This window comes from Geodermatophilus maliterrae (assembly GCF_041018925.1).
Lineage (GTDB): Bacteria > Actinomycetota > Actinomycetes > Mycobacteriales > Geodermatophilaceae > Geodermatophilus > Geodermatophilus maliterrae.
The window spans coordinates 10,345-22,117 of record NZ_JBFNXQ010000026.1 but is presented as its reverse complement, the minus strand read 5'-3'; the positions used below and the strand labels follow the sequence as shown (position 1 = coordinate 22,117).

Annotated in this window: 9 protein-coding genes; 2 read left to right on the top strand and 7 right to left on the bottom strand. The window is 75.3% G+C overall.

Annotated features, from left to right (window positions below; all coding sequences use genetic code 11):
- Positions 1–74: 74 nt before the first annotated feature.
- Positions 75–2,738 carry a putative bifunctional diguanylate cyclase/phosphodiesterase gene (locus ABQ292_RS10290; protein ID WP_369205913.1) on the top strand — a complete coding sequence of 888 codons (2,664 nt, stop codon included), beginning with the start codon at positions 75–77 and terminating at the stop codon, positions 2,736–2,738.
- Positions 2,739–2,842: 104 nt separating this feature from the next.
- The gene (locus tag ABQ292_RS10285; RefSeq protein ID WP_369205911.1) at positions 2,843–4,225 is read left to right on the top strand and encodes a neutral zinc metallopeptidase; all 1,383 of its coding nucleotides are present in this window, start codon (positions 2,843–2,845) and stop codon (positions 4,223–4,225) included.
- 6 nt (positions 4,226–4,231) lie between these two features.
- On the opposite strand, the gene phaZ is transcribed toward ABQ292_RS10285, so the two are convergent.
- From phaZ to ABQ292_RS10250, 7 genes are all read right to left on the bottom strand, one after another.
- Positions 4,232–5,020: a poly(3-hydroxyalkanoate) depolymerase gene (phaZ, locus tag ABQ292_RS10280; RefSeq protein ID WP_369205909.1), complete on the bottom strand. Its 789-nt coding sequence runs from the start codon at positions 5,018–5,020 to the stop codon at positions 4,232–4,234.
- An 85-nt stretch (positions 5,021–5,105) separates the two neighbouring features.
- On the bottom strand, positions 5,106–6,863 hold the full coding sequence (locus ABQ292_RS10275) for a PHA/PHB synthase family protein (RefSeq protein WP_369205907.1): 1,758 nt from the start codon (positions 6,861–6,863) through the stop codon (positions 5,106–5,108).
- Between the two features lie 169 nt (positions 6,864–7,032).
- A complete protein-coding gene (locus ABQ292_RS10270) occupies positions 7,033–7,683 on the bottom strand; it encodes a phosphatase PAP2 family protein (RefSeq protein WP_369205905.1) in 651 nt (216 codons plus the stop codon).
- Positions 7,683–8,306, bottom strand: a complete 624-nt coding sequence (locus tag ABQ292_RS10265; RefSeq protein ID WP_369205903.1) for a phosphatase PAP2 family protein — start codon at positions 8,304–8,306, stop codon at positions 7,683–7,685. The genes ABQ292_RS10270 and ABQ292_RS10265 overlap by 1 nt, the downstream gene beginning before the upstream one ends.
- Positions 8,303–9,406, bottom strand: a complete 1,104-nt coding sequence (locus tag ABQ292_RS10260; protein ID WP_369205901.1) for a lysylphosphatidylglycerol synthase transmembrane domain-containing protein — start codon at positions 9,404–9,406, stop codon at positions 8,303–8,305. The genes ABQ292_RS10265 and ABQ292_RS10260 overlap by 4 nt, the downstream gene beginning before the upstream one ends.
- Complete coding sequence (locus ABQ292_RS10255) at positions 9,403–10,002, bottom strand: hypothetical protein (RefSeq protein ID WP_369205899.1); 600 nt, start codon at positions 10,000–10,002, stop codon at positions 9,403–9,405. Before ABQ292_RS10255 ends, ABQ292_RS10260 begins: the two co-directional genes overlap by 4 nt.
- Entirely contained in the window at positions 9,999–11,747 is a 1,749-nt protein-coding gene (locus ABQ292_RS10250) for a phosphatase PAP2 family protein (RefSeq protein ID WP_369205897.1), read from the bottom strand. Before ABQ292_RS10250 ends, ABQ292_RS10255 begins: the two co-directional genes overlap by 4 nt.
- Positions 11,748–11,773: the final 26 nt, after the last annotated feature.

The window sequence follows — 11,773 nt, the reverse complement described above, 5'->3', positions numbered from 1 at the left end:
CACGGGCCGGTCCGCCTCACCCTTCAGCGGGGGAGCGGGTCGAGTCCGTCCGCAATCCTGCCGAAGGACGAGGCATGGCACTGATGCCGACCGACCGCACGCGGCACCGGGGGACCGCCCTCTGGTGCTACCTCGCCGCCCTGGTGGCCGTCCCGCTCATCGGTGTGGGCGTCCTCACGACGCTGATCGCGGTCCACGCGAGTGGCGACGTGGACAGCGCGCGGCGCGCCGAGGCCGCCGTGCGGGCCGTCGCCCGGCTCGACGCCGTCCGGACGGCCGCGGAGCAGGAGATCCTGCCGACGCTCGCCGTGGCCGTGATCGACGACCCGTCCGCCGCCACCGCCCTGGGGGTGTCGCCGTGGATGCTGGCGAGCGCCCGCGGCCTGGCGGTCGACGGGGCCGTCCAGGCGCGGGCGGTCACCGACGCGGCGCTGGCCGCCGTGCCGGCCGGCTCGTCCGGGGCCGCGGTCGCCGAGCACGTGAGCGCCGACCTGGCCGAGCTGCGGGCCGGCGTCGACCGGGGGCAGGTGCGCCTCGAGCAGCTCTACCTCGGCTACCTCGACGTGTCGAACGACCTGATGACCGCCGAGTGCGCCGCCGCCGCGGCCGCCGTCTCCGAGGGCGTGCCGGCCCGGACGGCGCGCGCCGTCCAGGACGTGGAGACCATCGCCACGCTCGCCCAGGACGCCAGCCGGCAGACGCCCCTGTACCTCGGCTCGCTCTTCGCCCCGGACACCGCCCTCATCGGCTCGCGTCTGGCGTGGGAGACCGGGTGGCTGTCCTACACCGACGCGCAGCGGCAGATGGAGGAGCTGTCGCAGGAGTCGCTGCGGGCCGCGTGGGTGCAGCTGCGGGAGTCGGAGCTGATGACCGGGCTCGACGCGCTGCTCACGCCCGCGACCACGCCCTCCGCCCTCACCACGGACGTCGGCCGCCTGACCGAGCTGCTCTACCGGAGCGGCGACCGCGACGCCGCGCTGGCCCAGCTCGTCGGGACCGCCGTCGACGAGGCCCTCGCGCTGGCCGCCGCGGACCGCGAGGACGCCGCCGCGGTCCTGCGGCGGACGATCGAGCTCGGCATCGGCCTGCTGCTGGTGTCGACCGTCGGTGCCGTCTGGCTCGGCCGGACCGTGTCGCGGTCGCTGGGGCTGCTCGCCGGCCAGGCCACCCGGATCAGCGAGGGCGAGCTGGTCGAGGTCGAGGCGCGCGGACCGCGGGAGGTGCGCACCGTGTCGGCCGCCCTCGGCGCCGCCGTCGCCGGTCTGCGCCGCATCCAGGACCAGGCCCGGGCCGTCGCCCGCGGCGACCTCGACGACGCGTTGCTCGACCAGCCGCTGCCCGGCCCGCTGGGTGAGGTCGTGCACGCCTCCATCCAGCAGATCGTGACCTCGGTGCGCCAGCGCGAGGAGCTGCAGTTCGCCCTCGCCCACCGGGCCACCCACGACCCGCTCACCGAGCTGCCCAACCGCGCCCAGGCGCTGACCCTGGTGACCTCCGCGCTGCACCGCGCCCGCCGCTCGGGGGAGATGACCGGCCTGCTGTTCGTCGACCTCGACGGGTTCAAGGCGGTCAACGACAGCCGCGGCCACGCCGCCGGCGACGCGGTGCTGCGCGAGGTGGCCCGCCGGATGAGGGCGGCGGTCCGCGCCGGCGACGTCGTCTGCCGCCTCGGCGGCGACGAGTTCGTCGTCCTGGTCGAGCCGGTCGAGACCGAGCGCGACCTCATGGACCTCGCCGAGCGCCTCGTCGCCGCCGTCGGCGAGCCCGTCGACGTCGGTGGCCTGGTGCAGGTCGGCGCCAGCATCGGCGTCGCGGTCAGCCGCGACGGTGGCGCGGACGCCGACGCGCTCTTCGCCGAGGCCGGCACCGCCGCCGAGCGCGCCAAGCGGCACGGCCGCGGCCGGGCGGAGATCTTCGACGACGCCCTGCGCCAGCAGCTGGCCTCCCGCGCGGCGACCGAGGCGGCGATCGCCGCGGCGCTCACCAACGGCGAGATGCGGCTGGTCTACCAGCCCGTGCTCGACGTCGCCGAGCAGCGGCTGCGCGGCTTCGAGGCGCTGGTGCGCTGGGTGCGCCAGGACGGCGTCGTCGTCCCGCCCGACGAGTTCATCCCCGTCGCCGAGAGCTCCAGCCTCGTCTGCGACCTCGACCGCTGGGTGCTGCACGAGGCCACCCGCCAGCTGGCCGCCTGGCGGGCGGGGGCGCCGGCCGTGCCGGGCGCCGCCGAGCCGACCGTCGCGGTCAACGTGTCCGGCCGGCACCTGACCGACCGGCGCGTCGTGGCCGACGTGGCCGACGCGCTGGCCGCCTCCGGCCTGCCGCCGCGGCTGCTGGTCCTGGAGGTCACCGAGACCGTCCTCGTCGACGACCCGGTCGCCATGACCCACCTGTCGGAGCTGCGGGCGATGGGCGTGGCCATCGCGATCGACGACTTCGGCACCGGCTACACCTCGATCGGGCAGCTGCGGCACATGCCGGTGGACACGCTGAAGATCGACCGCAGCTTCGTGGCCTCGCCCGACCCGGGCCAGCAGGAGCTCGTGGGCCTGGTCATCAGCGCGGCGCACACCTTCGGCCTCGACGTCGTGGCCGAGGGCGTCGAGGAGCCGGCCCAGCTCGAGCGGCTGCGCGCGCAGGGGTGCGACCTCGCCCAGGGCTACCTGCTGCACCGCCCGCTGCCGCCCGAGGCCGCCGGCGCGCTGATCCGCCCGATGGCGGGGGCCGTCCCGGCGTCCTGACCCCGCCCCGCCGTCCTGCCGCCCGGGAGCGTCCCCGTTGACCGGGCCGGCGGGGCGCGGCAGCCTCCTGTCCCCGAGCCGTCCGCCCGAGCCGAGGTGGCCCCGTGCGCGTCCGCACCCCCGCGGGGGTCCTCCTCGCCGCCGGCCTCGTGCTGTCCGGCTGCGCCACCGTGGTGACCGGGGTCGCCGGCCCGCCCGGGGGCCCGCGCACCGACGCCACCGACGCCGACCTGAGGGTGCACCTGGCCGAGGAGGGCGACGAGACCGACCGGGTCGCGCGCAACGCCCTCGCCGACGTCCTCGCGTACTGGGAGCAGACCTACCCGGAGGTCTACGGCGGGCGGTTCGGCCCGGTCGACGGCGGGTTCTGGTCGATCGACCCGGCCGAGACCGACCCCGCCGACCTGCCCGGCGGCGCGTGCTTCTCCGACGACGTCGCCGACCTCGCGGGCAACGCCTACTACTGCAGCGACGACGACGTCGTCGTGTACGACCGCGCGTGGCTGGCGGAGCTGGCCGAGGACTACGGACCGTTCGTCGTCGCCGAGATCATGGCGCACGAGATCGGCCACGCCGTCCAGGTCCGCGCGGGGCTCGACCAGTCCTCGATCGTCGCCGAGACCCAGGCCGAGTGCTTCGCCGGCGGCTGGACGCGGTGGGTGGTGGAGGGCGGCTCCGCGCACTTCTCCGCCCGCCCGAAGGAGCTCGACCCCTACCTGCTCGGCTACCTGTACTTCGGGGACGCCGTCGGCTCCTCACCGGACGCCGAGGACGCGCACGGCTCGCTGTTCGACCAGCTCTCGGCCTTCCAGGAGGGGTACGCCGAGGGGCCGCCGGCCTGCGCCGCCTTCGACGCCTCGCGGGTCTACACCGAGGAGGAGTTCGATGCCGAGGAGGAGGCCACCGGCGGCGACCTGTCCTACCGCGACGTCGTGGCCGGCACCGACGACCTGCTCGCGACCTTCTGGGACCAGGCGCTGACCCGCGGCTTCCCCGGCACCGGCCCGCTCGGTGGGCGGCTCGACCTCCCCGACGTCCGCGCCGCCGACGGCTCGGGCACGGTCTGCAGCGGCGAGGGCGCGGAACTGGACCTGCAGTACTGCACCGAGGACGACTCGGTCCGCTACGACGCCGCGGACCTGCTCGAGCCGGCCTACGAGGACGTCGGCGACTTCGCCGTGACGACGCTGCTGGGCCTGCCCTACGCCATGGCCGTGCGCGGGCAGCGCGGGCTGTCGGTCGACGACGCGGCCGCGGTCACCGGCGCGGTGTGCGCCGTGGGCTGGCTGGTGCGGGAGGTGCACCTCGGCCACGTCGACGAGCCGGCGCTGGCCATCTCCCCGGGCGACGTCGACGAGGCCGCGGTGGTGCTGCTGCGGTACGCCACCGAGCCCACCGTCGTCCCGGAGTCGGGGCTGTCCGGGTTCGAGCTGGTCGACCACTTCCGCCGGGGGTTCGTCGACGGCGGGCGCGCCTGCGGGCTGTGACCGGGCTCAGTCCGCGTCGAGGAAGCGCTCCACCACCGGCGCCAGCTCGTCGGCCTCGGTGATCAGCGCCAGGTGCCCGCCGGAGTACAGGTGCAGCCGGGCGCGGGGGATGCCGCGGGCCAGGATGCGGGCGTTGACCACCGGGATGATCGGGTCGTCGTCGCCGGCGACCACCAGCGTCGGCTGCCGGATCAGCGGCAGGAACGGCAGGCTGCTCCACGACGCGCTCGCCGCCAGCTGGTAGTAGTAGCCGCGCCGCGGCCCCAGCCGGCTGGCCGAGTGCAGCACCCGGGCCGCCATCGCCGGGTCGGTGCGCACCGTGCCGCCGTAGAGCATGGCGGCGACCTCCTCGGCGTACCGGGCGTCGCGGTGCCGCCGCGGCGTCAGCATCCGGGCCAGCACGCGCGGGTGCGCGGGCACCATCAGGCTGCCGGTGCCGGTGGCCGCCAGCACCAGCCGGCGGCAGCGCCGGCGGTGCTGGACGGCGAAGTGCTGCGCCAGCCCTCCACCCCAGGAGAGCCCCAGGACGTCGACCGGCTCGTCGTGGCCGAGGTCGCAGAGCATCCCGGCCAGCACCGGGGTGAACGTGGCCAGCACGTACGGGACGACGGGTCGCGGGGAGCCGCCGACGCCGGGGACGTCGAACCGGATCACCGTCCGCCGCGGGTCGAGGGCGTCGACGAACGGCTGCAGGACCTCGAGGCTCGCCCCGATGCCGTTCATCAGCAGCAGCGGCGGGGCCGACCCGTCCCCCCGGCGCACCGACACCCGGAGGGTGCGGCCGGAGACGGTCATCGTGCGGACGACCTCACCGGTGCCCGCCCCGCCCGCCGTCGCGCGGGACGTCCGGCGCGACGGCGGGACGTGTTCCCCCGGCTCCTCACTTGTCGAAGACATACGTCCCCGGTGCGTCGGTGAGCGGCGGCAGCTCCTCGCTACCCAGCGACGTCGGGGCAGGGACCTCGTCGCCGGCCCGCTCGCCCAGCCACGCCATGAAGTCCGGCCACCAGGAGCCCTTCTCCTTCTGCGCCGAGGCCAGCCACTGCTCCGGGTCGGCCGGGGTCTCCGGGGCCACCTGGAAGGACGCCTTCGGGTTGCTGGGCGGGTTGACCAGCGAGGCGATGTGGCCGGCGGTGGACAGGACGAACCGGCTGCGCCCGCCGAGCAGCTGCGTCGTCCGGTAGCAGGACTGCCAGGGGCACAGGTGGTCGGCGATGCCGGCGGTGACGTAGGCGTCGACGTCGATGGCCGAGAGGTCCACCGGCGAGCCCAGCATGGTCGCCGCGCCCGGCTTCGTCAGCAGGTTGCCGATCGAGACGTCGATGAAGTCGCGGTGCAGGCCCGCGGCCATCCGGGTCGTGTCGGCGTTCCAGAAGAGGATGTCGAAGGCCGGCGGCGGCTTGCCCTGCAGGTAGTTGTTGACCCAGTAGTTCCAGATCAGGTCGTTGGGCCGCAGCCAGGCGAACACCTCGGCCAGCGTCGCGCCGTCCAGGTAACCCTTCTGCCGCGACTTCTCCGTCGCCTCGCGGACGGCCTCCTCGTCCATCAGCGCGCCGATCGTGCCGGCGTGCGACCAGTCGAGGACGGTGACGGCGTAGCTCGACGCGGCCACCCGGTCCTGCGCGCCGGTGGCCGCGAGGTGGGCGAGCACCATCGCCTGGATGATGCCGCCGGAGCAGAAGCCCTGCAGGGCCACCCGGTCGCTGCCGGTGATGCGCTCCGCGGCGTCCATCGCGTCGAGGACGGCCTGCCCGTAGGCGTCCAGGCCCCAGTCGGCGTGCCGCTCGTCGGGGTTGCGCCAGCTGATCATGAAGACCTGCTGGCCGGCGGACACGTAGTGCTCCACGATGCTGCGGCCCGGCGCGAGGTCGGTGACGTAGTACTTGTTGATCGTCGGCGGCACGACCACCAGCGGCACGCTGCGCACCCGCTCGGTGGTCGGCCGGTACTGGATCAGCTCGAACACCGGCGTCCGCAGGACCACCGCGCCCGGTGTGACGGCGAGGTCCTCTCCCACGGTGAAGGCGTCCGGCTCCACCATCGAGGGCACCCGCGGCGCGGACGCGAGGTCGCTGACCAGCCGGCGCACGCCGCTGACCGCGTTGCGGCCGCCGGTGTCGATGACCGCCTTCCACAGCAGCGGGTTCAGCAGCGAGTTGCTCGGCGCCAGGGCGTCGACGACGTTGGTCAGGGTGAAGCGGATGCGCTCGTCGTCCTGCCAGTCGAGGTCGGCCTCCTCGACCAGCGCGGCCGCGGTCTGGGCCGCGGCGATGTGCGCCTGCATGGCCCGCTTGAGCAGCGGGTTGCCCGCCCACGCGGGGTCGGCGAACCGCCGGTCCTTGGGGTTGGGCGCGATCTCCGAGCGGCCGGTGACGATGCCGCCCAGCTCGCGCGCCAGCTCCCCGGAGCGGCGGGCCACGACGTCGGGCTTGCGGGCCAGCGCGGCCCCCAGCCGGGCGACGGTCCGGGCCGGCGGGATCATCCGCCGCAGCGGGCCGCGGGCGCCGTCGACGAGCACCATGTCCAGGCCCATCACGGCATCCGACGCCTCCGGTGCCTCGGCCGGGCCGCTGTCGCCGACGGGGGCGGGACGCGGGCGCTGGGAGTCGGGAGACGGGCGGGGAGCAGTGGTGGTCATCCCGGACTCCTGGTGTCGCTGCAGGTCTGTGACCCGGCTGACTCAACCACAGGAGGGTTCCTGCGGCAGGGGCGGCTGCCCCAGAGGGGGCACTACCCGCTGAGGCCGACCGGGCACACCCGTGACCGGGCGCAGACCCTGCCGGTCACGGAGGAGGCCCCGCCGAGCGTCACGGAGACGGGCGGGCGATCCGTTCGCGCCGGTCGCGCACCGCCGTCACCACCGCGGGCCAGCCCAGGGCGAGACCGGCGCCCAGCAGGGCTCCGGCGACGGTGTCGGACAGCCAGTGCGCGCGCAGGTAGACCCGCGACAGCGCCATGACCGCGGAGAAGACCACCGCCCACACCTCCCAGCGCAGGCGGGCGCGGCCGGGTGGGGCCAGCACCAGCACCAGCCCGACCGCGGTCACCGCGCCGGCGATGGCGTGCCCGGAGGGGAAGGCGGCCGCCGACGTCTCGATCAGGGCCCCCGGGGGACGCGGGCGGTCGAAGGCCGCCTTGACCGGGCCGATCGCGGCCTCGCTGGTGACCACCGCCAGCCCGAACGCGAGCAGGCGGGCCCAGTGCCGGCGCCAGGCGAGCAGCAGCATCGCCGCGGCCCGCAGCGGCCAGTTCACCCAGACGCTCCCGAGCCACGAGAGCGCGACCGACACCCCGGTGGCGGGCTCGCTGCGGACCGCGCCGACCCACTCCCACACCGCGTCGTCCACCGCCTGCACCGCCGGGCGGGTGGCCGGCAGGGCCACCAGCACGCCCACGACGACGGCACCGGCCAGCAGCAGCGCGCTGGCCCGCAGGCCGCGGCGGGAGTCGACCAGCATCAACCGGGTCGCCCGAGCAGGAGCAGGACCAGGCCCCCCACGAGCAGGCCGAGTCCCACGCCGCCGACGACGTCCAGCGGCAGGTGCGCCGCGACGTGCACCCGCGCCAGGCAGACCGCCGCCGCGAGCACGACCCCGGCGATCCGCCCGCGGCGTCCCAGCCAGGGCCAGGCCACCGTCAGCACGGTGACCACGACGGCGGCGTGCCCGGAGAGGAAGCCGCGGCCCTGCGCCGCGTCCCCGCGCACGACGACGTCGTCCAGCAGCCCGTCGGGCCGGCCCCGCACCACCACGTCCTTGATCCCCTTCGCGGCGAGGTAGGTGCCGGTACCGGCCAGGAGGAGCCCCGCCGCGAGCCGCCAGCGGCGCAGCGCGGCGGCGACCAGCGCGCTCACGGGCACCACCAGGACGTTGCCCAGCTGCATGACCGGCCAGACGAGCACGAACGGCAGCACGTCGACGCCGTTGAGCGCCCGGAACACCGCCGCCTCGGCCTCGGGCACCGACGTCCGCTCGACCGGCAGCGCGGCGAGCACGAGGACGAGCACGCCGACCGCGACCAGGACGACGTCGCGGCCCCGCCGCACGGGCGCGCGCGGGCGGGTGGCTGCGGCCCTGCTCACGCCGTCTCCGGCACCAGCTCCGTGCGCGGTGCGGAGTTCGGCTCCCGCCGCCACGAGCGGTTGTGCCGCCAGAACAGGTACGTGGCCACGCCCAGCGGGATGGGCAGGACGTAGGTCAGCCCGCGGAACACCAGGACCGCGGCCGCGACCAGCGGCCGGTCCCCGCCGGCCGCCGCCAGGCCCGTGATGAGCGCCAGCTCGATGACGCCCAGCCCGCCCGGGGTGAAGGGGATGGCGGTGAGGAGCCGGGCGAAGGCGAAGACCGCCAGCGCCTCCACGACGCCGACCTGCTGCGCGGTCACGCCGACGGAGCGCAGCGCCAGCAGCAGGACGACGAACAGGGAGAGGTGGCTGACCAGGGTGGCCAGGGTCAGCCAGTGCCAGCGGGCGCGCAGCAGCAGCACCGTCCGGTCGCGGAACTTCGTCGTCGCCAGGTCCCAGCCCCGTACGGGGGGCCGGCCGAACGGCCGCAGCAGGGCGGAGGCCACCCGCGCGGCGCCGGTGCCGATCCGGGCCGCGCTCGCCCGGCTGCGCAGCAGCAGGCCGAGCAGGACCAGGGCCGCGACCAGCCCGGCGATCCCGGCCAGCCCGGCGAGCAGCCGGCCGGTGGTCGGCGCGGAGGTGAGGGCCAGCAGGGCGAGGGCGAGCACCGGGAGCCCGAGCTTGGCGAAGTTGTTCCAGAGCCCCGACAGCAGCAGCGAGACCGACGTCCGGGAGCGGGAGAAGCCCCACGAGGAGTTCATCCCGTAGGTCAGCCCGAGGGACAGGGCCGCCCCGCCGATGACGGTGTTGGACACCGCGGTGGTGGTCAGGGTCGAGACCGTGGCCTCCCGCAGCCGCAGCCCGGGCATGGTCGCGACCATCACGAACTGGTAGGTCGCGAGGTTCCACAGCGCGGCCAGCCCGAGCAGCGCCAGCGACGTCCAGGACATGGCCGCCACCGCCGACCACACGTCGGACAGGCTGGTGAACTGGGGCAGGAACCAGAAGAAGACGGCGGCCACCAGTGCCAGGGAGAGCAGCGGTGTCAGCACCCGGCGCCAGAGGGGGGTCGTCCTCGGGGGCCCGGCCGGTGGGGCCTGCGGTGCGACGGCGGTCATGATCCGCCTCCCTCGTCGTCGGGCGGGTCGAGGTGCAGCCGCCGGCCGCTCTCCTCGTGGACCTGCGCCGCCAGGTCCTCGCGGCTGACGACGCCCAGGCTGTGGGTGGCCAGGGCGAGCGGCTCGCCCCGGTTCTCCCCGGCGAGGGTGAAGACGACGGTGAGGCAGCCGCCGTCGAAGACGTAGTAGCGCCGGCCGTGGTACTGCGGGGCCACCTGGGTCACCCGCTCGAACCGGCGCAGCTCCTCCCGGTCGCTGGGGATCTCGGTGGCACCGCTGGTGTCACAGTCCTCGGTGAGCACCACCTCGATGGCGTGCGCGCCGTCGCGGTTGGAGTCCAGCCAGAACCGGGACGAGCCCGAGCGCGCGTCCAGGCCGGCGAAGGTCCAGCCGACCGGCACGCTCTCCACGCACGGCAGCCAGGTCGCCGTCGGCACCGACTGCGCCATGAGGACCACGCCGTTGGCCGCGGTGGCGTCGTCCCCGGTCGCGCACCCCGGCAGCTCGTGGCTGATGCTCGTGCCGTTCCCCCCGCAGCCGGCGAGCAGCAGGGCCGTGGCGAGCAGCGCGGCCGCCGGAGGCCGGCTGGCGGTCACAGCGGGGACCCGAGCAGGCTGATGGTGATCCCGAGGGCGACCAGCGCGGCCAGGACGGTGACGATGCTGAACCCGACCCGGCGCAACGTCCACCGCTGGATCCGGACGGGCGGGAGCCGGTAGGGCAGCAGCCGCAGGAAGTCGGCGTGCAGGTCGCGGCCCTGGGCGCGCAGCATCCGGCGCAACTGGGAGGGCATGGTCAGGCCGCGGGTGGCCGCGAAGGCCTCGGCGATCTCCTCGTCGGAGAAGTGCTGCCGGGCCCGGGCGTACACCCGCGCGGCGTCGGTGCGCAGGGCCAGGACCAGCATCATGTTGGCCAGGTCCACGGCCTGCCGCCACGGGCTCGGGCGCACCTCGCCGAACGCGGAGTCGATGAGGAACAGCGTGCCGTTGCGCACCAGCACGTTGGCGGGCTTGATGTCGCGGTGGGCCATGCCGATCTCCCACATCCGGCGCACCACGGACAGCCCCTGGTCGATGATCGCGTCGTCGACCTCGGCCTCGCCGATCTCCTTCGCGCCCTGGATGAACTCGGTCACCAGCAGGTACTCGCGCTCCGGCGTGATCTCCACGATCCCCAGCGGGTGCGGGACGGGCAGGCCGGCGTCGGAGAGCAGGCGCAGCACGTAGTCCTCGTACTGCACCAGCCGGCGCACGCTGTGGTACGGCTTCTCGTCCTCGAGCCGGCCGTAGAGCAGCGTGCGGCCGAGCTTGAACCAGCGGTCGGACCGGACGTGCGTGGCGGCGTAGAGCTTGCCGAACACGCAGCTCTCGTCCTCCTCCGCGGCGTCGTCGGCCTTGACGGTGATCCTCAGCGGGGTGGAGCCGCCCGAGCCCGCCAGGCCGAAGGGCGTCACCGCGGTGGCCACCAGGCCGAGCTGGTCCTGCAGGGCGCGGATGATCGCCTCCCCGCGGGCGCCCGAGACGTCGAGGTGGGCCGGGCTGCCGCGCCGGTAGACGACCGGGTAGACCTCGTTGGGCGTCAGCATGCGGAACGCCGCCAGCGGGGCCGCGACCCCGAGGACGACCCCGGCGAGGACGTCGGTCGGGTGGTCCTGGGCCAGGTAGAGCCGCGCGGCGGCGGTGACGAGCAGCAGCCCGCACACCACCCACTTCCCGACGTCGCGGCGGCGCCCGGCGGGGACCAGGGAGTACAGGCAGCTGACCAGGAGGGTGGTCAGGACGGTCATCGGCACCGAGGGCATGGAGAAGCCCGACCACGTGCCGAGCACCTCCACCTCGTAGGGGCGCGGCCGCTGCAGGGAGGCCGCCACGGCACCGGCGATCTCCGTGACCAGGAGGCCGACGCCGAGCCAGACGAACAGGTGCCGCCAGCGCCGGAAGACGGCCAGGACGACCAGGCTGACGACCCACAGCACGTGGATGGCGCGGGTCGTCGCGAGGGCGCCGGCCACCTCGGCGACGCGGGTCAGGCCGGGGGAGCGGAGGGTGCTGATCGCCTGCAGCACCCGGGTGTCGACCAGGTCGAAGAACGCCACGCTCCGGGTGACGACCACGACGACCCACGAGACCAGCACGGCGCCGCTGAGGCCCAGCCACCACTTGCCCGAGGCGTTGAGGTGCCGCGGGAGGGGCGGCGGCTCACCGGAGGGCCGGCGTCGGCGGTGGACGCGCTGGATCGGCGGGGGGTCCGGTCGACGGACCGCTCCCACCGCCGGGGCCTGCGTCGCCGGGGCCCGCGGCGGGGGTACCTGCGCCGCCGGGGCCCGTGTCGTGGCCGCCATGCCCGCCGATGCTGCTCCTGATGCGT

Bases quoted from the DNA above. Each gene is read 5' to 3' on its own strand.
- ABQ292_RS10250 (WP_369205897.1), bottom strand. From the start codon at position 11,747: ATGGCGGCCACGACACGGGCCCCGGCGGCGCAGGTACCCCCGCCGCGG.
- ABQ292_RS10275 (WP_369205907.1), bottom strand. From the start codon at position 6,863: ATGACCACCACTGCTCCCCGCCCGTCTCCCGACTCCCAGCGCCCGCGT.
- ABQ292_RS10260 (WP_369205901.1), bottom strand. From the start codon at position 9,406: ATGACCGCCGTCGCACCGCAGGCCCCACCGGCCGGGCCCCCGAGGACG.
- ABQ292_RS10290 (WP_369205913.1), top strand. From the start codon at position 75: ATGGCACTGATGCCGACCGACCGCACGCGGCACCGGGGGACCGCCCTC.
- ABQ292_RS10270 (WP_369205905.1), bottom strand. From the start codon at position 7,683: ATGCTGGTCGACTCCCGCCGCGGCCTGCGGGCCAGCGCGCTGCTGCTG.
- phaZ (WP_369205909.1), bottom strand. From the start codon at position 5,020: ATGACCGTCTCCGGCCGCACCCTCCGGGTGTCGGTGCGCCGGGGGGAC.